The organism is Ruegeria sp. G12, assembly GCF_056533565.1.
In genome coordinates, this window is sequence record NZ_JBQFOO010000005.1 from 88,567 (window position 1) to 109,569 (window position 21,003).

The 21,003-nt window shown below is 61.5% G+C and carries 24 protein-coding genes; 9 read left to right on the forward strand and 15 right to left on the reverse strand.

What is annotated here, in order from left to right:
• Nucleotides 1-45: 45 nt before the first annotated feature.
• The 3 genes from ACR0JN_RS12895 to ACR0JN_RS12905 all read left to right on the forward strand — a co-directional run bounded on the left by ACR0JN_RS12895 (nucleotide 46) and on the right by ACR0JN_RS12905 (nucleotide 3,843).
• Nucleotides 46-840: a CE1 family esterase gene (locus ACR0JN_RS12895; protein ID WP_480886093.1), complete on the forward strand. Its 795-nt coding sequence runs from the start codon at nucleotides 46-48 to the stop codon at nucleotides 838-840.
• Between the two features lie 78 nt (nucleotides 841-918).
• Nucleotides 919-3,315: a phenylalanine--tRNA ligase subunit beta gene (gene pheT / locus ACR0JN_RS12900; RefSeq protein WP_480886094.1), complete on the forward strand. Its 2,397-nt coding sequence runs from the start codon at nucleotides 919-921 to the stop codon at nucleotides 3,313-3,315.
• Nucleotides 3,316-3,396: 81 nt separating this feature from the next.
• Complete coding sequence (locus ACR0JN_RS12905) at nucleotides 3,397-3,843, forward strand: YtoQ family protein (RefSeq protein ID WP_480817724.1); 447 nt, start codon at nucleotides 3,397-3,399, stop codon at nucleotides 3,841-3,843.
• Between the two features lie 42 nt (nucleotides 3,844-3,885).
• Here the strand turns inward: ACR0JN_RS12905 and ACR0JN_RS12910 are convergent, their stop codons facing one another.
• Nucleotides 3,886-4,584, reverse strand: coding sequence for a glutathione S-transferase family protein (locus ACR0JN_RS12910; protein WP_480886096.1), 699 nt, complete (start codon nucleotides 4,582-4,584; stop codon nucleotides 3,886-3,888).
• Nucleotides 4,585-4,795: 211 nt separating this feature from the next.
• Between ACR0JN_RS12910 and ACR0JN_RS12915 the strand changes: the two genes are divergently transcribed.
• A complete protein-coding gene (locus ACR0JN_RS12915; RefSeq protein WP_480886098.1) occupies nucleotides 4,796-5,608 on the forward strand; it encodes a mechanosensitive ion channel family protein in 813 nt (270 codons plus the stop codon).
• A gap of 102 nt (nucleotides 5,609-5,710) precedes the next feature.
• Here ACR0JN_RS12915 and ald read toward each other — a convergent pair whose 3' ends face one another.
• Nucleotides 5,711-6,829, reverse strand: coding sequence for an alanine dehydrogenase (gene ald, locus ACR0JN_RS12920; protein WP_480886100.1), 1,119 nt, complete (start codon nucleotides 6,827-6,829; stop codon nucleotides 5,711-5,713).
• Between the two features lie 135 nt (nucleotides 6,830-6,964).
• Here ald and ACR0JN_RS12925 point away from each other — a divergent pair, with 135 nt between their 5' ends.
• A complete protein-coding gene (locus ACR0JN_RS12925; RefSeq protein WP_480817721.1) occupies nucleotides 6,965-7,423 on the forward strand; it encodes an Lrp/AsnC family transcriptional regulator in 459 nt (152 codons plus the stop codon).
• Between the two features lie 3 nt (nucleotides 7,424-7,426).
• Here the strand turns inward: ACR0JN_RS12925 and ACR0JN_RS12930 are convergent, their stop codons facing one another.
• Nucleotides 7,427-8,266: a CPBP family intramembrane glutamic endopeptidase gene (locus ACR0JN_RS12930; protein WP_480886102.1), complete on the reverse strand. Its 840-nt coding sequence runs from the start codon at nucleotides 8,264-8,266 to the stop codon at nucleotides 7,427-7,429.
• 296 nt (nucleotides 8,267-8,562) lie between these two features.
• Here ACR0JN_RS12930 and ppk2 point away from each other — a divergent pair, with 296 nt between their 5' ends.
• Nucleotides 8,563-9,480, forward strand: a complete 918-nt coding sequence (gene ppk2, locus ACR0JN_RS12935) for a polyphosphate kinase 2 (RefSeq protein WP_480817719.1) — start codon at nucleotides 8,563-8,565, stop codon at nucleotides 9,478-9,480.
• A gap of 46 nt (nucleotides 9,481-9,526) precedes the next feature.
• Here ppk2 and ACR0JN_RS12940 read toward each other — a convergent pair whose 3' ends face one another.
• On the reverse strand, nucleotides 9,527-10,663 hold the full coding sequence (locus tag ACR0JN_RS12940; RefSeq protein WP_480886103.1) for a CAP domain-containing protein: 1,137 nt from the start codon (nucleotides 10,661-10,663) through the stop codon (nucleotides 9,527-9,529).
• A 296-nt stretch (nucleotides 10,664-10,959) separates the two neighbouring features.
• Nucleotides 10,960-11,166, reverse strand: coding sequence for a 30S ribosomal protein S21 (rpsU, locus tag ACR0JN_RS12945; RefSeq protein WP_005614280.1), 207 nt, complete (start codon nucleotides 11,164-11,166; stop codon nucleotides 10,960-10,962).
• Nucleotides 11,167-11,277: 111 nt separating this feature from the next.
• Here rpsU and ACR0JN_RS12950 point away from each other — a divergent pair, with 111 nt between their 5' ends.
• Both ACR0JN_RS12950 and ACR0JN_RS12955 read left to right on the forward strand, forming a co-directional pair.
• The gene (locus ACR0JN_RS12950) at nucleotides 11,278-11,970 is read left to right on the forward strand and encodes a COQ9 family protein (RefSeq protein ID WP_480886105.1); all 693 of its coding nucleotides are present in this window, start codon (nucleotides 11,278-11,280) and stop codon (nucleotides 11,968-11,970) included.
• Nucleotides 11,971-12,025: 55 nt separating this feature from the next.
• Nucleotides 12,026-13,015: an NAD(P)H-quinone oxidoreductase gene (locus ACR0JN_RS12955; protein ID WP_480886107.1), complete on the forward strand. Its 990-nt coding sequence runs from the start codon at nucleotides 12,026-12,028 to the stop codon at nucleotides 13,013-13,015.
• A gap of 9 nt (nucleotides 13,016-13,024) precedes the next feature.
• On the opposite strand, the gene ACR0JN_RS12960 is transcribed toward ACR0JN_RS12955, so the two are convergent.
• Nucleotides 13,025-13,882 (reverse strand): DUF2189 domain-containing protein, encoded by an 858-nt coding sequence (locus ACR0JN_RS12960; RefSeq protein WP_480886109.1) that lies wholly within the window; start codon nucleotides 13,880-13,882, stop codon nucleotides 13,025-13,027.
• Between the two features lie 193 nt (nucleotides 13,883-14,075).
• On the opposite strand from ACR0JN_RS12960, the gene ACR0JN_RS12965 reads away from it, so the two are divergent.
• Nucleotides 14,076-15,059 carry a quinone oxidoreductase family protein gene (locus ACR0JN_RS12965; protein WP_480886111.1) on the forward strand — a complete coding sequence of 328 codons (984 nt, stop codon included), beginning with the start codon at nucleotides 14,076-14,078 and terminating at the stop codon, nucleotides 15,057-15,059.
• 51 nt (nucleotides 15,060-15,110) lie between these two features.
• Here the strand turns inward: ACR0JN_RS12965 and ACR0JN_RS12970 are convergent, their stop codons facing one another.
• The 9 genes from ACR0JN_RS12970 to ACR0JN_RS13010 form a co-directional block, all read right to left on the reverse strand.
• Entirely contained in the window at nucleotides 15,111-15,644 is a 534-nt protein-coding gene (locus ACR0JN_RS12970; RefSeq protein ID WP_480886112.1) for an outer membrane protein, read from the reverse strand.
• A gap of 267 nt (nucleotides 15,645-15,911) precedes the next feature.
• The gene (locus ACR0JN_RS12975) at nucleotides 15,912-16,388 is read right to left on the reverse strand and encodes a YHS domain-containing (seleno)protein (RefSeq protein ID WP_480817712.1); all 477 of its coding nucleotides are present in this window, start codon (nucleotides 16,386-16,388) and stop codon (nucleotides 15,912-15,914) included.
• A 191-nt stretch (nucleotides 16,389-16,579) separates the two neighbouring features.
• Complete coding sequence (locus tag ACR0JN_RS12980; RefSeq protein ID WP_480886113.1) at nucleotides 16,580-16,804, reverse strand: hypothetical protein; 225 nt, start codon at nucleotides 16,802-16,804, stop codon at nucleotides 16,580-16,582.
• A gap of 41 nt (nucleotides 16,805-16,845) precedes the next feature.
• Nucleotides 16,846-17,451, reverse strand: coding sequence for a glycerol-3-phosphate 1-O-acyltransferase PlsY (gene plsY, locus ACR0JN_RS12985; protein WP_480886115.1), 606 nt, complete (start codon nucleotides 17,449-17,451; stop codon nucleotides 16,846-16,848).
• A complete protein-coding gene (pyrC, locus tag ACR0JN_RS12990; protein WP_480886117.1) occupies nucleotides 17,451-18,731 on the reverse strand; it encodes a dihydroorotase in 1,281 nt (426 codons plus the stop codon). The genes plsY and pyrC overlap by 1 nt, the downstream gene beginning before the upstream one ends.
• Nucleotides 18,728-19,180 carry a hypothetical protein gene (locus tag ACR0JN_RS12995; protein ID WP_480886118.1) on the reverse strand — a complete coding sequence of 151 codons (453 nt, stop codon included), beginning with the start codon at nucleotides 19,178-19,180 and terminating at the stop codon, nucleotides 18,728-18,730. The genes pyrC and ACR0JN_RS12995 overlap by 4 nt, the downstream gene beginning before the upstream one ends.
• Nucleotides 19,177-19,563 (reverse strand): hypothetical protein, encoded by a 387-nt coding sequence (locus ACR0JN_RS13000; protein ID WP_480886120.1) that lies wholly within the window; start codon nucleotides 19,561-19,563, stop codon nucleotides 19,177-19,179. Before ACR0JN_RS13000 ends, ACR0JN_RS12995 begins: the two co-directional genes overlap by 4 nt.
• Nucleotides 19,548-20,066 carry a hypothetical protein gene (locus ACR0JN_RS13005; protein ID WP_480886121.1) on the reverse strand — a complete coding sequence of 173 codons (519 nt, stop codon included), beginning with the start codon at nucleotides 20,064-20,066 and terminating at the stop codon, nucleotides 19,548-19,550. The genes ACR0JN_RS13000 and ACR0JN_RS13005 overlap by 16 nt, the downstream gene beginning before the upstream one ends.
• Complete coding sequence (locus ACR0JN_RS13010) at nucleotides 20,063-20,998, reverse strand: aspartate carbamoyltransferase catalytic subunit (protein ID WP_480817705.1); 936 nt, start codon at nucleotides 20,996-20,998, stop codon at nucleotides 20,063-20,065. Before ACR0JN_RS13010 ends, ACR0JN_RS13005 begins: the two co-directional genes overlap by 4 nt.
• Nucleotides 20,999-21,003: the final 5 nt, after the last annotated feature.

A 21,003-nucleotide genomic window follows, 5' to 3' on the forward strand; every position in this document is an offset into this window, starting at 1 on the left:
AGATTTTGACGTGACAGTGGTCTAGGGCTCGCTAGGGTCGGGCCTATGATCTACCGACTGCTATGCCTTCTGCTGCTGACCGCGACCCCCGCATTGGCCGTGGACACCTGCCACGGCGATACGCCGTGCGAGGTCGGCGACCGCTCATATCACGTGCTGGAGCCCGAGGGGTGGGATGGCGAAACGCCTCTGCCCGTGTTGTTGCATTTCCACGGCTGGGCGCGGCAGGGGACTGTCGTCGTCAATCATGAACGTATCGCGGGGGCGACCAAGCTGCGCGGTGTGTTGCTGGTAGCCCCGAACGGGCTGGGCAAAAGCTGGGATTTCTGGCGCTCAGAAACCGGTGACGTGCCGTTTGCCGATGCAGTGCTAAAGGACGTGGCTAAGCGCTATCCGATTGATCCCGAACGCATCTATGTCTCGGGCTATTCCTTCGGTGGCGCGATGGCGTGGCGCTATGTGTGCCAGTCCGGCAATGACATCGCCGCCCTGCTGGCGGTCGCTGGCAGCATCCGTCAGACCGAGGATTGCCCCGAAGCCCCGCGTGAGGCGCGGCATGTGCATGGCCTCAGCGATACGGTGATGGATTTTCCCTATGGCGAGAATGGCGACACGACTTATCCGGTGTCGCTCTGGCGGCAGGCCTACGATTGCCACGATGCCACCCCGCGCGGGGATTGGAGCGTTGTGCCGATCCTGACCCTCAGTCGCGTGGAGTGGACCGATTGCGCGCAGGGGCAGGTCACGCTGGACACGCATCCGGGCGGGCATTTCATCCCCCATGGTTGGATCGGGCGGCAGTTGGACGAACTTTTGGGCCGCACCCCCACCTATCCGTAAGCCGCAGCGCTTGCACCTTGGCGCAATCTTTGCCATTGCCTGTGCCGACTGGATGTTTGCCAAAAAAGGCCCCGAGCAATGAAATTCACTCTGTCCTGGCTGAAAGACCACCTGGATACCGACGCGTCGGTTGATGAGATCGCCGAGGCGCTGACCGACCTTGGCCTTGAGGTCGAAGAGATCGTGAACCCGGCGGATCGGCTGGCGGGCTTTACGCTGGGCCATGTGAAACATGCGGAAAAGCATCCTGACGCGGACAAGCTGCGCGTCTGCACGGTGGAAACCGACGAGGGCGATCTGCAGATCATCTGCGGCGCGCCCAACGCGCGCGAAGGCATCACGGTCGTGGTCTGCAAGCCGGGCATGTATATCCCCGGTCTGGATATCACCATCAGCGTCGGCAAGATCCGCGGTGTCGAAAGCTTTGGCATGATGGCATCCGAGCGCGAGCTGGATTTGTCGGACGAGCATGACGGCATCATCGAGCTGCCCTCGGGCGCGGTCGGTGACCGGTTCGTGGATTGGCTGGCCGAGAATGAGCCCTCGAAAGTCGATCCGATGATCGAGATTGCGATCACGCCGAACCGCCCCGATGCGCTGGGCGTGGCGGGCATTGCGCGTGATCTGGCGGCGCGGGGTGTGGGGACGCTGAAACAGCGGGATTATGCGCCGGTGCCGGGGGATTTCGAGAGCCCGATCAAGGTGACCATTGATGACGACACGCTGGACGGCGCGCCGCATTTCACCGGGCGCCTGATCAAGGGCGTCAAGAACGGCCCCAGCCCGCAGTGGTTGCAGGATCAGTTGAAGGCGATCGGGTTGCGGCCCATTTCAGCGCTGGTGGATATCACCAACTATATGACCTTCGACCAGAACCGCCCGCTGCATGTGTTCGACGCCGACAAGGTTCAGGGCAACCTGCGGGTGCACCGCGCCGAGGGTGGCGAGACGCTGGTGGCGCTGGATGAGAAGGACTACACCCTGCAACCCGGCATGATGGTGATCTCCGACGACAAAGGCCCGGAATCGATTGCGGGCATCATGGGCGGCGAGGAAACCGGCTGCACTGCCGAGACGGTCAATGTCTTCCTTGAAAGTGCGTTCTGGGATCATGTGCAGATCGCGCTGACCGGTCGGGCGTTGAAGATCAACTCGGACGCGCGCTATCGTTTCGAACGTGGCGTTGATCCGGACTACACCCGCGAGGGACTGGAGCAGGCGACGCAAATGATCCTTGATATCTGCGGGGGTGAGGTGTCCTCGGTTGTTGAGGCCGGGAAAGCGCCGAACCATGCACGGGCCTTCAAGCTGGACTCTGCCCGCGTTCAGTCGCTGGTCGGCATGGACATTCCTGAGGCCGAGCAGCGCCAGACCCTGACCCGTCTGGGCTTCCGTCTGGAGGGCGAGATGGCCCATGTGCCCAGCTGGCGCCCCGATATCATGGGTGAGGCCGATCTGGTGGAAGAGGTCGCGCGGATTGCGTCCCTGACCAAGCTGCAGGGCAAACCCCTGCCGCGGGTGACCGATGGGATCCCCAAGGCGGTGATGACCCCAACCCAGCGCCGTCAGTCGATGGCGCGGCGCACCTGCGCGGCGCTGGGGTATAATGAATGCGTGTCTTATACGTTCATTGATCAGGCCTCGGCGGCGCTGTTCGGGGGTGGGGATGACGCGACCCGGCTGGAAAACCCGATCTCCTCGGAAATGAGCCATATGCGCCCTGACCTGCTGCCCGGCCTGCTGCAGGCCGCCGCCCGCAATCAGGCGCGCGGCTATGCGGATGTGGCCCTGTTCGAGGTCGGTCCGGTGTTCCATGATGGGGAACCCGGCGATCAGAAGACCCAGATTGCCGGTCTGCTGGTTGGTCGCGATGGACCGAAGGATGTGCACGGTGCCTCTCGCCCGGTCGATCTGTTCGACGCAAAGGCGGATGCCGAGGCGGTGCTGGCGGCCATCGGCGCGCCTGCCAAGGTGCAGATCCTGCGCGACGGGGATGCCTGGTGGCATCCGGGGCGTCACGGCAAGATTTGTCTGGGTCCGAAGAAAGTGCTGGGTGTGTTTGGCGAACTGCACCCCCGCGTCCTGCAGGCGATGGACATCAAGGGCCCGGCGATGGCCTTCACAATCTGGCCCGACGAGGTGCCGCTGCCGCGCAAATCCGGCGCCACCCGTGCCGCACTTGAGCTGCGGGACCTGCAGGCGGTGGAACGGGACTTTGCCTTTGTCGTCGACGAGGGGGTCGAGGCGCTGACGCTGGTCAATGCCGCCGCCGGGGCGGACAAGGCGTTGATCGAGGATGTGCGGGTCTTTGACGAATTCATCGGCGGCAGTCTGGGCGAGGGCAAGAAATCTCTGGCCATTACCGTGCGGCTGCAGCCGTCGGACGCGACGCTGAAAGAGAAAGACATCGAAGCCGTCAGTGCCAAGATCGTTGAGAAGGTGGCGAAAGCCACCGGCGGTGTATTGCGCGGCTGAGGTTGCATCCGCCTCCGGCGGCCGTATTTTGAACGAGAAGAAGGGGCGGGGTGCGCCCCTTTTTTGTGGGAGGAGAAACAGATGTTGAAAGTTTATCTGTCCGGTGAGATTCACACGGATTGGCGCGAGCAGATCGTGGCGGGGGCCGAGGGGCTGGATGTTGTGTTCAGCAGCCCGGTGACGGATCACGGGGCCTCGGACGATTGTGGGGTTGCGATTCTGGGGGCGGAGCCGAACAAGTATTGGCACGACCATAAGGGCGCGATGGTGAATGCGATCCGGACCCGCAAGGGGATATCGGACGCGGATGTTGTCGTTGTGCGCTTTGGCGACAAGTACAAGCAGTGGAATGCGGCGTTTGACGCGGGCTATGCGGCGGCTTTAGGCAAGTCGATCATCGTGCTGCATGGCCCGGACCATCAGCATGCATTGAAAGAGGTGGACGCGGCCGCGCTGGCGGTAGCGGAAGAGCCCGCGCAGGTGGTTGAGATTCTGCGCTATGTCCTGACGGGCGTGTTGCCCGGTTGAAACGAAGGCAGGGCGCGCGGGCGCCGCTGCCCGGTTTCTTGTTCAGTCCCGCGCGGGGATGAGCAGGCCTTTCTGAACCGCCGGTCGTTCGAGGAACCGGTCGAGATAGGTGGTGACGTTGGTGTAACCGTCCCAACCAAGCAGTTCTTTGACGCCGTAAAAGTCGAGGCCGCGCAGCCAGGGTGCGATGGCGATATCGGCGATTGAGTAGTCTCCGGCGATCCAGTCCTGCCCCTCCAGTTGTCCGTCCAGAACGTTCAGCAGGCGCTTGGCCTCGGCCACGTAGCGTTCGCGGGGGCGGGGATCTTCGATCTCGCTGCCGGCGAATTTGTGGAAATAACCCAACTGGCCAAACATCGGCCCCAGCCCGCCCATCTGGAACATCAGCCACTGCGTGACCCGGTGTTTGTCGCCTTGGGTCTGGCCAATGAACTGGCCGCTTTTCTCGGCCAAATACAGCAGGATCGCGCCGCTTTCGAACAGGGCCAGCGGCTCGCCATCCGGGCCGTTCGGGTCGATCAGGGCGGGGATCTTGTTGTTTGGGTTCAGCGATAGGAACTCGGGGCTTTTGACATCGGCATCGGCCAGCGTGACCTTGTGCACCTCATAGGGCAGGCCGGTTTCCTCGAGCATGATCGAGGCTTTGACGCCATTGGGCGTGGGATAGGAATAGAGTTGGATCTTTTCAGGGAACTGCGCAGGCCAGCGGGCCATGATCGGGTGGGATTTTGCGTCCAGCATTTGGGGGCTCCTGTTGGGATTGCTCATGAAAGGTAGGTCGCGATGCCTGTTCTTGTAAGGCCCAAATGATGTGCAATCCCGGTCAATCGGTGTTTGCCGGTGAACAACGGGGAAAACCGGAACGTCCTGCACCTAGACCAAGCGGGGATTTTCGCTCAGAATTTGGCGAATCCTGCGTGTTCTGCGCGGGTTTTGTGGTGTCAAAAAGGAGATGCGCGTGGATGAGGTCGTAACACAGGTAGGCGCGTTCGCCCCGCTGATCATGAGCGCGGTCAAGGCTCTGGTCGTTCTTATTCTGGGTTGGATCGTGGCAAGCGCGATCGGTGGCATGGTGCGCCGCCGGATCAACGCGACCCCGCAGATTGACCCGACGCTGGGCAATTTCATGGCCAGCCTAGTCAAATGGGCCATACTGGCCATGGTGCTGGTGGCCGTTCTGGGCATTTTCGGCATCGAGGCTACAAGCATCGTTGCCATCCTGGGTGCCGCGTCGCTGGCCATTGGTCTGGCGCTGCAGGGCACGCTCAGCGATTTGGCCGCCGGTGTGATGCTGGTGGTGTTCCGGCCTTACAAGCTGGGCCAGTATGTGGATATCGGCGGCACGGCGGGGACGGTGAAGGACCTGAACCTGTTCACGACCGAACTGGTGACGCCCGACAACGTGCAGATCATTGTTCCAAACGGGCAGGCCTGGGGCACTGTCATCACCAACTACTCGGCCCATGACACGCGCCGGGTCGATCTGGTGTTCGGGATTGATTATGGCGACAGCGCCGACAAGGCGATGCAGATCATTCTGGATATCGCCAAGGCGGATGCCCGCATTCACAGCGATCCCGAACCCTGGGTGCGGGTGACCAATCTGGGCGACAGTTCAGTGGACCTGACCGCGCGCCTGTGGTGTGCGGCGGCGGATTACTGGGATGTGAAGTTCGAATTGACCAAGGCGGTCAAAGAGGCCTTTGACGATAACGGTGTTTCGATCCCCTATCCGCATTCGGTGGAAATCCAGAAACAGGGCTAAGGCTGCTTGCCTGAGCGCAACCGCGCCGCGCCATTTGGCGCGGCGCTACGCCCAACGCTGTAAAGCGGCCCCTTCAGGGGCCGTTTTCAGGGGCGGGAGGGGTTATGATTTGACCACGATATTGGGCGAGACCACGTCGATCCCCAACGCCTTGCCAACCGCGTAATATGTCAATTGACCGGCATGGACGTTCAGACCTTCCATCAGATGCGGGTCGTCCTGACAGGCCTGCCGCCAGCCTTTGTCGGCCAGCGCCAGCATGAACGGCATCGTCGCGTTGCCCAGAGCGATGGTCGAGGTGCGCGCAACCGCCCCCGGCATGTTGGCGACACAGTAATGCATGATGCCATCGACGTTATAGATCGGATCGGCATGGGTGGTGGCCTTCGAGGTCTCGAAACAGCCGCCCTGATCAATGGCCACATCCACCAGCACCGCACCCGGTTTCATGGTTGAAAGCTGGTCGCGTGTGATCAGCTTGGGCGCGGCGGCACCGGGGATCAGAACTGCGCCGATCACCATGTCGGCATCCTGGATCAGTTCGGCGGTGGCCCCTGCGGTGGAATACTGGTTCTTGAACTGGCGGCCATATACATCGTCCAGATAGCGCAGGCGGGGCAGAGACCGGTCCAGAACCGTCACATCCGCGCCCATGCCTGCAGCGATCTTGGCGGCGTGGGTGCCGACAACACCGCCGCCGATCACCACGACCTTGGCCGGGCCAACACCAGGAACGCCGCCCATCAGCACTCCGCGCCCGCCATTGGCTTTTTGCAGCGTCCATGACCCGACCTGAGGGGCCAGGCGGCCTGCAACTTCGGACATCGGGGCCAGCAGCGGCAAGCCGCCATTGGAATCGGTGACGGTTTCATAGGCAATCGCGGTACAACCCGATGCCAACAGGTCATGGGTCTGGTCCGGGTCCGGGGCAAGGTGCAGATAGGTAAACAGCAACTGCCCTTCGCGCAGCATCTTGCGCTCGACCGCCTGCGGTTCCTTGACCTTGACGATCATGTCGGCGGTGGCAAAGACCTCTTCCGCGGTGTCGACGATACGGGCACCAGCGGCCACATAAGCGTCGTTGTCAAAGCCCGAGCCCATCCCGGCCCCAGCTTCAATGATCACCTCGTGACCGCGCGCCACCGCTTCCTGCGCGGCGTTGGGGGTCATGCCGACGCGGAACTCCTGCGGTTTGATTTCCTTGGGGCAGCCGATTTTCATGAGAGACTCCATTCATAAACTGCCTAAATTATGAGCATTCCTCGGTGCAATTTCTGTGAAACATTGCGTGCGCGTGGGCTTTTCCCAGGAAGAATTTCCTGTAAAATGGCATTCTCTTGCAAAGGATGTGTGTGAATGAGCCTTGATACGACGGATCGTAAGATTCTGGCAGCCCTGCAGCGAAATGGCAGAATGTCAAATGCCGAGCTTTCCGAACAGGCGAATCTGTCGCCCTCGGCCTGTCATCGCCGCGTGCAACGATTGGAGGCCGAGGGGTACATCCGCAACTACGTTGCCCTGCTGGATGCCCGCAAGATGAACGTACCGACAACCGTGTTTGTCGAGATCACCTTGCAGGGGCAGGCTGAAGAGGTGCTGGATGCCTTCGAAAAGGCCGTTGCGCGCATTCCGGACGTGCTGGAATGCCATCTGATGGCCGGAACCGCAGATTACATCCTGAAAGTCGTCGCCGAAAACACCGAGGATTTTGCCCGCATCCATCGGCAGTATCTGTCCCGCCTGCCCGGGGTTGCGCAGATGCAAAGCTCGTTTGCGTTGCGCACCGTGTTCAAGACCACGGCCCTTCCGGTCTGAGGGTCAGGCCGGGGCCGGGTAGGTGAAGAAGACCAGATGCGCGAAGTTGAAGGCGAAGTGCATCGCGACCGGCACCCAAAGCCGCCCGGTTGCATAGTAGCCCAATCCGCAGGCCAGACCCAGAATCGAAGCGAAGATCACCAGCGCGGGGCCGCCGCCGAAATGGGCCAGACCGAACGCGACGCTTGCAAGCAGCAGTCCGCCCACTGCGCCCAGTCGGGACGACAGTACGGATTGCAGGTAGCCGCGAAAGAAGGCCTCTTCCGTCAGGCATGTCAGAAACAGGTTTGAGAGTGCGAAGATCAGCCACCAGGGCGGCAGGGTGAACTCGGGCAGGACGGCTTCTGCCGCCAGCCCAATCGCGAACAGGACGGGCAGCACGGCGATGCCGAGCAGCAGGAGCGGAAGGTTTACCATCCGCCCGGTGTTTCGCATCGCAGGCCACGCCAATAGGACAGCGAAGAACACCATCAGCTTGTCCACGTTCAGATGCATGGTGAAGGCCGCACTTTCGGGTCCGGAAAGAACCTGATCCAGAATCCGAAGGTTGTAGAACCCCGGAACCAGATGCGCGCCCAGCGCCACGCACCAGACAATCAGCGCCAGATGCCCCAGCGCGGCCTGCCATCCCGACAGGCGGGGCAGGAACGACGCGCCAAATACTCCTAAAGCGGTGACCGCAAGCGCCAGGGGCGTCATCAGCCCGATGCTCAGCGCGACGCTGCCAAACAGCACCAGAACCGACAGGCCAATGGCAGTTCTGCCCGCAAGCGCCAGGACCTGCGCCGCGATCAGGATTAGCCAGGGCCAGATGACCGGAAGTTGAGACAGAAAGAGGGTCACGTCGCTTCCACAGTTCTACTGACCGCAGTGTTGCCGCGAAAAGGCGCGCCAATGCAAGATGCCAGTCCGGCCCAAGCGTCAACCTGTTGGCATTGCGGCAATTCTGCCGGTTGTATCTGCCGCCCGTCCGGGCCACATTGAGGGCAAAGACCGCCCGGCTGCACGAGCCGCGCCTGTTTCCCCTAACAGGACCCCGCACAGCCGGTGAAACTCGATGGCATCAATTTTTCCGATGACATCGGGCAGTTACACATACCCGTTACGGTCCCAACCCGTTGACTGAGAAGGAGCTGATTTTGGCTTACGAAAACAATGACGCGCCCAAAGACTGGCTGGAAGCCGAACTGGAAGACACGCTGGACGAGGACTTTGAGATCGAGTTCAGCGAGCCCATGCTCTCGATGGAAGTCCGCAAGATTTACAAGGACCAGCACCCGGATATGCTGGACCGCAAGGTCTATTTCCGCAACCTGCTGCGCCTGCAGGCCGAACTGATCAGAGTGCAGGATTGGGTGCAGCACACCGGCGCCAAGGTCTGTATCCTGTTCGAAGGCCGGGACAGCGCCGGCAAGGGAGGCGTGATCAAGCGCATCACCCAACGTCTGAACCCGCGTGTGGCCCGCGTGGTGGCCTTACCCGCACCCAGCCGCCGGGAACAAAGCCAGTGGTATTTCCAGCGATATGTGCCCCATTTGCCTGCGGCGGGCGAAATCGTTCTGTTCGACCGCTCCTGGTACAACCGCGCAGGCGTCGAGCGGGTGATGGGGTTCGCCGACGAAGATCAGGTCGAGCAGTTTTTTCAGGACGTTCCCGAATTCGAACGGATGCTGGTGCGCTCGGGTATCATTCTGCTGAAATACTGGTTCTCGATCACGGATGAGGAACAGCAATTGCGATTCCTCATGCGTATTCACGACCCGATGAAACAGTGGAAACTGTCGCCGATGGATCTGGAATCCCGCATCCGGTGGGAGGCGTATACCAAAGCCAAGGAAGACATGTTCTTCCGCACCAACATCCCCGAGGCCCCGTGGTACATCGTCGAAGGCAATGACAAGAAGCGCGAGCGCCTGAACTGTATCGAGCACCTGCTGACCAAAATCCCCTATACGGACGTGCCGCAGGAAAAGGTCAACCTGCCCGACCGGCGCTACAATCCCGAATACGAACGCCGCATTCTGCCGGATGAGCTGTATGTGCCGAAGATCTACTGATCCGGTCGTGCGAGGCAGAAGGCCTGCCTCGCACCGGACGGGCCGGTCAGGCGGCGTCCATCATGCAGTCGAAGGTGTAGAAGTTGAACTGGAAGACATCGGCCGCGTCATCGCATGTAACATCTGACATCGGCGTGTCTTCTTCGACCGGCTCAAATTCATCCATCACCAGATCGAACGCATCGGTCGAGTCCGACGGGTCCATCCCGCTGTCATCCCACGCGAACTGATCCAGACGCGATTGCAAAGCCTCGATAAACGCCTCGATCTCGGCAAGGAAGGCGGCCACGTCGAAGCATCCGTCATTCGGGTCGCCGTCGTCTGTAACCTCGGTTTCAGGTGTGTCCGGCGCGGCGTCGTCGTTTTCTACGACGTCCGTGTCGGGTGTTTCTGGTTCGTCGGTATCGGGCGTTTCAGAGGCCGGGTCGTCCGTCTCGGTGACATCCGTGTCGGGGGTCTCTGATTCCGGATCTTCCGTTTCTGTGATGTCTGTATCGGGCGTTTCCGGTGCGGGATCGTCGGTTTCCGTCACATCCACGCCCAGGTCATCCGTCTCGGTCACGTCGGTGTCGGGTGAGTCGGGCGTCGGATCGACTGTTTCAGTGACATCCGTGTCCGGTGTTTCCGGCGCAGGGGCGGGTGTTTCCGTCACATCTGTATCCGGGGTCTCGGCATCTGGCTGGTCGGGCGCTGGCCCCTCGGTCACCGGCGTGGTTGGTGCGCCATTGTCCAGAACCACCATTCCGTCCGTGGTTGCAAAATTCTGCGTGACCATGACGGCGTCAAAGCCCTGCATGTCCCCGGTCTCGATACCGATGCCGATATATTCGAACTCGGGGTTCAGGATATTGGCGCGGTGGCCGGGGCTGTTCATCAGGTTCTGGTGAAGCTGGGCCACGTCATCGCTGATGCCCGGTGCGCCGCGCTCGGACTGCCACGCAATGTTTTCACCGGTGCGCCAGCTTCCCGACAGGTCGAACCCCGCATCGCGCATCCGCTCGGTTGCACTGGAGCCACCGGCACCGGTATGGCTGAACATATCCGTGTTCAGCATCCAGGTGCTGTGATCCTCGGACGCTTCATTCAGGTTGGTTTCCAGTTTCAGCGGGTTCAGCCCGCGGGATGTGCGCTCGGCATTGATAAGCGCCAGCATTTCCTGCTCGATTGTGCTTGCAGTCGACATATTACCTCCGTTTGGTTTGCCGTCTGTTTCGACGGGGCCAGTTACGTCGGGCGTCGCCGCAGGGGATAGGGGGGCTTATCTGTCAGGCGAAATCAGGCAGGCCCGCGCTACTCATACGGGATTCGCTGCGCTGCAAAATGCCGGGCAAAATGTTGCCGGGCCGGAATTGGCAGGTTGCCGCACAGCGCGAGACGCATGTCGGCGAAAAAGAACCGGCCCTGAAAACGACAAACCCCCGGGCGATGCCTCGGGGGTCGTCAAATAGTGTCATCCAAAGCTGGACGAGCGTCAGGTGCTTAGAGCAAACCTTCGCGCTGGGCTTTCTTGCGTGCCAGTTTACGGGCACGGCGGATCGCTTCAGCTTTCTCGCGCGCTTTTTTCTCGGACGGTTTCTCGAAATGTTGCTTCAGCTTCATTTCACGGAACACGCCTTCGCGCTGCAGCTTTTTCTTCAGGGCACGAAGCGCCTGATCGACGTTATTGTCGCGAACACTAACCTGCATGTGGTTGTCACCACCTTTCTAGATAGAGTTGCAAGGAAATTGCAGGAATTGGCCGTATAGCAAAGCGGGCCTATCTTGTCTAGTACTGGGGCTGAAAGCCGGAGAACCGCCATGACCGTGACTTATGAAGACGCCAAACTGCAGCTTTTGGATGCGATGCTGATCCATGTTCCATTCGATGGCTGGTCGGAAGCAAGCTTTCGGGCGGCGATTTCCGATTGCGATATCGATGACGGTCTGGCCCGGGCGATTTGCCCGCGCGGGGCGGTCGATCTGGCGCTGGCCTTTCACGCGCGCGGCGATGCGGCCATGCTGGAGCGAATCAAGTCCGAGGATCTGAGCGGGCTCAAGTTCCGCGACAAGATCGCTGCCGCCGTGCGTTTCCGGCTTGAGGCGGTCGAGGATAAGGAACTGGTGCGCCGCGGCATGACCCTGTTTTCGCTGCCAACCCATGCGGCGGATGGGGCTAAGGCACTGTGGCAGACCTGCGATCTGATCTGGGACGCGCTGGGCGACACCTCGGACGATGTGAACTGGTACACCAAGCGGATGACCCTGTCGGGGGTCTATTCTTCGACCCTGCTGTTCTGGTTGGGGGATGAGACCCCGGATCATCAGCGCACGTGGGAGTTTCTGGACCGGCGCATCGGCGATGTGATGCAGTTCGAAAAGCTCAAGGCGCAGGTGAACGGGAACCCGCTGCTGAAGCCATTTCTGGCGGTGCCGAACTGGCTGGCGGGGCAGGTGCGGGCACCCATGAAGATGCGCGCTGATCTACCCGGGCTTCTGAACCCGCGAAAGTAAGTCTCTGGGCCTTTGGCGGCAGGCCTGCTAGGCATCGGTCAAAGGAGATTTGCCGATGACCCAGATGATGCGCGCTGTTGAGATCACCACCCCCGGCGGTCCGGATGTGTTGCAAGTGACCGAGCGGCCCGTGCCCGAGCCGGGCGTCGGGCAGGTGATCCTGAAAGTGGCCTATGCCGGGGTGAACCGGCCCGACGCCCTGCAACGGGCCGGGGCCTATGATCCGCCTCCGGGGGCCAGCGATCTGCCGGGGCTGGAAGCCTCGGGCGAGGTGGTGGCTGTGGGGTCAGGCGTCGAAGGCCTGTCGGTCGGCGATCAGGTCTGCGCCCTGCTGCCCGGTGGTGGCTATGCCGAATACGTCGCCACGCCTGCTGCGCATTGCCTGACCGTGCCAAGCGGCATGGGAATGAAAGAGGCCGCCTGCCTGCCCGAAACCTTCTTCACCGTCTGGTCCAACGTCTTCACCCGTGGCGGCCTGCAGGCGGGCGAGCGCTTTCTGGTCCATGGCGGCTCCAGCGGAATTGGCACTACGGCGATCCAACTGGCGAACGCCTTCGGTGCGCGCGTCTTTGCCACCGCAGGCTCGGATGAGAAATGCGAAGCTTGCGTCAAGTTGGGGGCAGAGAAAGCGATCAACTACCGCAATGAGGATTTTGTAGGCGTCATGCGGGCCGAAGGCGGCGCGAACCTGATCCTTGATATGGTGGGCGGGGATTACATTCCGCGTAATGTCAAGGCTCTGGCCGAGGACGGGCGGCTGGTGCAGATCGCCTTTTTGCAGGGGCCGGTGGTCGAGCTGAATTTTGCCCTGATGATGGTCAAACGGCTGACCCTGACCGGCAGCACCCTGCGCCCGCAAAGCGATCTGGCTAAGGCCAGGATCGCGCAGGATTTGCGCGAGGCCGTCTGGCCTTTGCTCGAGGCCGGGAAAGTGGCCCCGGTGATGGACTCAGAATTCGATCTGGCCGAGGCCGCCGCCGCCCATGCGCGCATGGAAAGCTCGGGCCATATCGGCAAAATCGTACTGAACGTATCCGGCGGGTAATAGCTCGGGTCAGGCGACCGCGCGTCTGTACAGATGCCAGGTCGCGTGGCCCAGCACCGGCATGACCACGATCAGCCCCAGCAGCATCGGAATCGCCCCCAGCACCAGCAAGGCCGCGACGATGAAGCCCCATGTCAGGATCACACCCGGATTGTGCCGCAGCACGCGAACCGAGGTCACAACCGCGACCGGCACGCCGACCTTGCGGTCCAGCAGCAGCGGGAAGCTGACGACGCTGATGGCCAATGCGCACAGGGCAAAAACAAACCCGACCGCCGTGCCGAGCACGAACATGGTCCAGCCTGCGCTGGTGGTGAACACATCGGTCGCAAATGCGACAAGCGAGGCGGGCGGTTCCGGCCCCAGTGTGCGCTCATAGATGCCCTCGGCCGCCATGAGCCAGACCAGCAATAGCATGACCAGATAGAAGCCAAGCGCCAGAATCGCGCCGAAGGAGGGCGAGCGGAAGACCCCGAACGCGTCCAGCCAATGCACTGCGCCGCCCTGTTCGCGCTTGCGGCTGATCTCATACAACCCAACCGCCGCGACCGGTCCGATCAGGGCAAACCCCGCGACCAGAGGGGCCAGAAGCGGCACCATATTCATGTTCAGCGCAAATCCGAACATCAGCAGACCAGCGATGGGGTATACCAGCGCGATAAATATCGCATCGGCGCGGGTTTCGAGGAAATCGTGATACCCCGCCCGCAAACAGGCGCGGAGGTCCTGAAAGGTCAGCGTTTGCACCATTGGAAGATCGCGGGTTTCCGAACTGCCGATCCGCGAGACGCTTTCCGTGACGTGATCGCTGGTTGCGCCAAGGCTCTGGGCCGCCCAGCTGATCGGATTGCCGATTGTTTTTGCCATCTTGATCCCTTTCCCTGACGAGATGCGTCGCGGGATGGGTCTGGCACACGGTTGCCCGTGGCCGGACCAGCCGGCAACGCCTGTGACAACTATAACACAGTTTCGTATTTCACTGAATCACCGCTGCGAGATCGCACCGATTGCCCTGCCTCACAGTCGTGTTAGCTTGGGCGCTAGCAAGAAGGAGGTCAGCATGCAGCAAACGGCAAAAACGGTTGTCATCCATGAATTCGGCGGGCCCGAGGTTTTGCAGATCGAAGACAGGCCGTTAGGCGACCCCGGACCGGGTGAGGTTCGCATTCGCCATCACGCCTGCGGGTTGAATTTCATTGATGTCTATCAGCGCACCGGACTCTATCCGCTGGACCTGCCCCACGCGCTGGGCATGGAGGCCTCGGGCGTGGTTGAGGCGGTGGGCGAGGGCGTGACCCATCTGGAACCCGGCCAGCGCGCCGCTTATGCCGCCGCGCCCTCGGGGGCCTATTGCGAGGCGCGCGTGATGCCCGCCGCGCAGGTCTGCCCCTTGCCCGACGGTATCGGCTTCGAGGCCGCCGCCGCGATGATGCTGAAGGGGATGACGGTCGAATATCTATTTCACCGCACAACGCCGCTCAGGCGCGGTGATACGGTGTTGTTTCACGCCGCAGCCGGAGGCGTGGGTCTGATCGCCTGCCAATGGGCGAAATCCGAAGGTATCACCATGATCGGCACTGCCGGGACGGATGAGAAATGTTCGCTGGCGCAGTTCAACGGGGCCGCCCATTGTATCAACTACCGGACCGAGAACTTTGCCGAACGCGTGGCCGAGATCACCGGTGGCAAAGGCGTGGATGCGGTGATGGACTCGGTCGGGGCTGACACGTTCGAAGGGTCGCTGGATTGCTTGAAACCGCTGGGGATGATGATCTCGTTCGGCAATGCCTCGGGGCCGGTGCCACCGGTGAACCTTGGGGTTCTGGCGCAGAAAGGCTCGCTCAAGATCACCCGGCCGACACTGTTCACGCATATCGCCGACCATACGGTTTGTCAGGCGATGGCCCGACGTCTGTTCGGTAAGGTCGAAGGTGGCGAGGTCAAAATCCACATTGATCAGCGCTTCCCGCTGGAACAAGTCGCCGATGCCCATCGCGCGCTAGAGGCGCGCCAGACCACTGGCAGCACGATTCTGGACCTTTGAACGGAAAGACCCGGCGGAAAGAGCCGGGTCTGATCGTTCTTGTGGGGTGTCTCAGAACCGATATGTGGCGCGGAACTGCAAGGTGGTGGCGTCCACATCCACGCCGGTCGAGTTGAAATTGTCGAACTCGTGATACAGCAACTCACCGCCAATGCTGACATTGGGGGCCACGATCTGCTCGTACCCTGCGCCGATGAACCAGCCATCGTCGCTGCCCAGATTGTCGGTTCCGGCCTCAGCATAGCCTGCGGTTCCGTAGAACAGGCCCTGCGGGTTCACCTTGTACCCGGCGCGCGCTTTTAGGCGCCAAACGTCTTCAACGGTAGCCGCGCCGGACAGGTCCACATCGGTCCAGTCATAGTCGAAACCGCCGCCGATCACCCAGTCGCCCAGGTCATAATCGTAGCCCAGAACGATACCGCCAATCGCGCCATCGCCGTCTACGCCGGACACATTGGTGTCCACGTCGATATAGCCAAGCTGCAGACCGCCATAAAACCCGGTCCAGTTGCCCGAAGATTGCGCCAAGGCCGATCCTGCCGCCAATGTCGCGACAGCGGTGACGAGTGCCAATTTACCTGTCATCTTTGTTGTCCTTTCGTTCGAAATCACACCCCGCAAGGGCAAAATCCACTGCGGGTGCCTGCTGATTGATACGGCCCGGTCCCAAGACCGGATCAGTGATGTCTATTCCAGCCCGTAGTATCGCACGTCCGCACGGTGGCGCAGACGCAGGTCCATTGAGGTTGGACGTTTATCTCAGGGAACAGATAGGTGTCGAACGTAAGGGTTCAAAACGACATGCGGCGGCGGATACGTTCCGCCGCCGACACGTCTGAAATTTTCAGCGGATTATTGCTGCTGCAGTTCTGCAGGGGTCTTGTCAGCGATGTCTTTCCAGTTGGCGTCTGCGCGCTCGTTAAAGCCCGGGATGTCGCCTTCCCAGCGTTCCTGAATGTCAGCCGACAGGTTCAGGTACAGCTTGTTGTCAACGATTTTCCAGTAGTTCGGGTCGCCGTCAAACTTGAAGCCCATCGCGGTGCCGAAGGCACAGTAGCCGCCATATGCGGGCAGGTACGCTTCGGGGTTTTCCTCGAACGCCACTTTGTTTTCTTCCGATGCAAAGCGGTACAGCGCGTCATTGTGCAGCGCGGTGATCTTGTAGTCGCCCTTGGTGGCTTCGCCCACAGTGAAATAGGCAACCGGGTCGTAACCCTGCAGCGCCAGACCGGTCGAGCTTGCGTTCAGTTCAACGCCAGCGGCCAGCGCCGTGCTTGCAACTGCGACAGACAGGGCGACACCGCCGATGAGGGATTTGATCTTGTTCATGACTTCACCTTTCGTGAAATAGGCCCGCGTTCGAGCACCTTAATTTTGCTCCGGCGAACCGGATTTGTTTTTGCGGCACCTGTAATTGGCTGCCACGAAACCCAATTGGGAACGGCCCTGTTCACGTTCAAAGCAATCAATTGTGATTGTGCGGAGGTGAAGAGTTTCTGTTCAGAAATGCAGGTTTGCGGTCAATCCTCGGGCCGCAATGCGATGACGAATTCGGTGACTTTTCGCGCTGGCATCTCACAAGGTTTTAGCAGCAGACCGCTGTTTCGGGTCTGATAGAGGTTAAGGCTGATATAGTCCTTGCCGCCCAACTGATGCGCGACCAGTTTATGGGCCTTTCCACCCGCCATCACCTGACGTGTCACGACATAGCGCAGACCATCTGCCGTGCCAGTGAAAGTGCCCATTGGCAGATCAAAGAACGCCGATGCAAACGCCTCGGGCGGGGTCACGATTTGCCGATTTTGGGCTCGGTCCCGGCCTTGATGCGTGCGACGTTGGCGCTGTGGCGCCAATAGACCAGCAGGGTCAGCAAGATGCCCAGAATGAAGGTCGAGCCATCTGTCAGCACCACGATCCACGTCGTCGAAAGCGCTGCCGCCGCCAGCGCCCCGACCGAAGACATCCGCCAGATCGCCACCGCAACCAACCAGGACAGGCAACAGGCCACGCCCACGCGCCAGTCCAGCATCAGCCACAGGCCCAGAAAGGTCGCAACGCCCTTGCCGCCCTTGAAGCCCAGCCAGACGGGGAAGCAATGCCCTACAAAAGCGGTCAGAGCAGCGATCTGTGCCGCATCTTCTCCGGCGAAGACCCGGGCCAGCAGGACCGCGACAGCGCCCTTACCGCCGTCAAACAGCACCGTAAGCGCTGCTGCCGTTTTGTTCCCGGTACGCAGCACATTGGTGGCCCCGATATTGCCTGACCCGATCTGGCGCAGATTGCCCAGCCCCATGACATGGGCGAGGATCATGCCAAACGGCACCGATCCCATCAGATACCCAAGCCCTGCCCACAGGATCAGCTGGGCGATTGTGCTGTCGATCAGGGGCATCAGGATCTCCGGTATACTTCTTGGCCTGCGACATAAGTCGCTGTGACCTTACCCTGCATCTTCTGCCCGTCAAACGGTGTGTTCTGGGATTTGGATTTAAGAACAAAGCGATCCAGCACAAATGGCACATCCGGGTCGAACATCACCAGATCGGCAGGCGCACCGGCGGCCAGACGGCCCGAAGCCAGCCCCAGCCGTTTCGCTGGGTTCAGTGCCATCGCGCGAAACAGGGTCGGCAGGTCCAGTTGCTCCGCGTGGTACAGGCGCAGCGCCGCAGGCAGCAGCGTCTCAAGCGCCACCGCGCCCGAGGCTGCCTCTTCAAACGGCAGGCGCTTGCTTTCCTCGTCCTGCGGGGTGTGCATGGAACTGATCGTGTCGATGAGGCCGGTGCGCACCGCTTCGATCACCGCTTGCCGGTCGTCTTCGGACCGCAACGGCGGCTTGACCTTAAAGAAGGTGCGATAGTCGGCCACGTCCAGCTCGTTCAGCGTCAGATGGTGGATCGAGGTCCCGGCGGTGATGTCCAGCCCGTTGCGCTTGGCGCGTTCCAGTGCGGGCAGGGCGCGGGCGGTTGTGATCTGGTCGGCGTGATACGCGGCCCCGGTCATTTCCAGCAGCGCGATATCGCGGTCCAGACCCATGCGCTCGGCCATGGGAGAAACGGCGGGCAAACCGTTCAGGGCGGCGAACTTGCCGCTGGTGGCGGCGGCCCCGGCGCTGAGCCCCGGCTCCTGCGGGTGGGCGATGACCAACGCGCCGCAGGATTTGGCATAGGTCAGCGCGCGGGAAAACACTTTGGTATTGGCAACCACATGGTCGCAATCGGTGAAGGCCACTGCGCCCGCATCCAGCAAAAACCCGATCTCGGTCATCTCGCGCCCGTCGCGGCCCTTGGTCAGCGCCGCCATCGGCAGCACATTGACCGGCGCATCCGCCTGCGCGCGCCGGGTCGCGAATTCCAGCGTTTCCGGGGTATCGACGGCAGGCAACGTATCCGGGCGGGTGACGATGGTGGTCACACCCCCGGCAGCGGCGGCGAGACCTGCGGATTTGTAGCTTTCCTTGTGCCGCTCGCCGGGCTCGCACACCTTGACGCCGATATCAACGATACCGGGTGCAAGGCACTGCCCGCCGCAGTCGATCACCTGCCCGTCCGCAGCGGGCGCGTTCCCCTCGCCCTTGCCTTGAATGAGCCCATCGGCAATGTGCAACCAGCCGAGGCTGTCCGTGCCGGTTTCCGGGTCGATCAGGCGGGCGTTGGTGAAGATCAGGGCAGTCATGTCTGGGCCTCTCGGGCTTGGGTCAGCGCCGCCAATGCGGCCTCCGGGTCGTGTAGGTATTCGAAAACGAGAAATCGCAGGTGGGAAAACACGATGTTTCGACCGTTGCGATAGAATTTGAGCTGGGAGTTTATGGGGAGATGTCGGGGTTTGAATATTTCGCTGATCCACCAGACATTGCGGGTGGTCACGACATACATTCGTCGCCTGCGGATCAAGCGATCCCACCACATGAAAAATGCCAGCAGCAGCGTGCAACTGACCAGCTTCCAATAATCTCGCACGGTGTCCGCAAACAATGGGCTAGCCACCCACGCCAGAACAAGGCAGGCGATCAGAAATCTGTACGCCCAGCCCAGACGGGGTGGGAAATACCCCCGATACGGTTGTCCGGACCACAGGACTTGTTCCGTCTCAGGAATTTGCTTACGCCACCACTCGCCGCTCATTCCATCGCCCTCTCAATCGCGGCTTTGGTGGCGGCGGGGTCGGCCTGATACTTGATCAGGTGCTTGTCGCCGCCTTTGGTGACGATCTGAACGAAGCTGCCCATCGTGTTGACCGCCTCGATCTGGTTCAGCGCCACTTTGCGCGCGCCGGGGCCGGTGAGGGTGGTCTCGGTCATCTCCCACGTGGCGACCAGTTCTTCCGAGGCCAGATACCAGGCGCGGATGCCTATGGCGGCCAGTCCGGCGGGGGCTCCGGTCCAGACATAGGGGTTGCCGATCAGCCACAGAACGATCATCGCGCCCGCCATTGCGATGGCGGCAAGGGTCAGGTTGGTCTGGATATACGCACCCTTATGGGGGGTAAAGATCACAGGATCAGCCACAGGGCACCTCCGATAACCAGCAGGATCACCAGCGCCAGAATGGCCGAGCCCATGCTCCGGGGCCGCGCGTCGTCGGGCGGGGTCTGAGGGGCCGAGAACGGCTTGGCGCTTTCGGTTTCGATCACGCCGCCGGTCCAGTTCGTGGCCTCTTCGGTGTATAGCCCGATCAGATGCAGGCGCGGGTCGGGTTCGATACTGGCTGCGCGCCCGCCGAAGGCGGCGCTGCGCAGGGCCATGACCCAGCCCTCGACAGCCTCCAACTCGGTGCGGTCCAACTGATCCGCCGAGACGCCGCAGCCCTCGTTCAGATAGCCGTAGAGCCCTAGGTCTTCGAGGTCGGAGACCGGGAAAATGTCGATCTGTGCGGGGTCCAGACCGTCAACCCCCAGAACCTGATCGGCAGCGCCGGGTTCGCGCAGGAATTTCGCCTCTTCGGGGCGCATATCCAGCGTGAACAGGCGGATCACGCCGCGTTCATGGGGGGCGACGGTCAGATCACTCATGCGGCCTCGGCCAGGTTTCGGGCCAGCAATTCCATCGCGGCCATGCGCACGGCGACACCCATTTCGACCTGTTCCTGAATGACCGAGCGGTTGATGTCGTCGGCCAGCGTGCCGTCGATCTCGACCCCGCGGTTCATCGGGCCGGGATGCATGACAATGGCGTCCGATTTGGCCTGCGCCAGCTTGGCGGCGTCCAGCCCGTAGCGGTGGTAATATTCGCGTTCCGAGGGGATGAAGCCGCCATCCATTCGCTCTTTCTGAAGGCGCAGCATCATGACGACATCGACATCCTTCAGGCCTTCGTTCATGTCGTCGTAAATCTCGGCCCCGAATTCCGCGAATTGGCTAGGCACCAGCGTCGGCGGGCCGATCAGGCGGATGCGGTTTTCCATCTTGCCCAGCAGGATCAGGTTCGACCGCGCCACGCGAGAATGGGCAACGTCACCGCAGATCGCGATGTTCAGACGGTGCAGGCGGCCCTTGGCGCGGCGGATGGTCAGCGCGTCCAGCAGGGCCTGCGTCGGGTGCTCGTGCCGCCCGTCGCCTGCATTCAGCACGGCGCAGTTCACTTTCTGCGCCAGCAGACCGACCGCGCCGGAATGCGGGTGCCGCACCACCAGCAGGTCGGGATGCATCGCGTTCAGCGTCATCGCGGTGTCGATCAGCGTCTCGCCCTTTTTGATCGAACTGGCCTGCATCGCCATGTTCATCACATCGGCCCCCAGCCGCTTACCCGCCAGTTCGAAACTGGCCTGCGTGCGGGTCGAGTTCTCGAAGAACATGTTGATCTGCGTCAGCCCCGACAACACATCCGAATGCTTGGTCGACTGGCGGTTGAGGTCAACATAGGTCTCGGCCAGATCGAGGATGGCGGTGATATCGGACGGGGACAGATGCTCGATGCCAAGAAGGTGACGATGGGCGAAACGCATGGGCG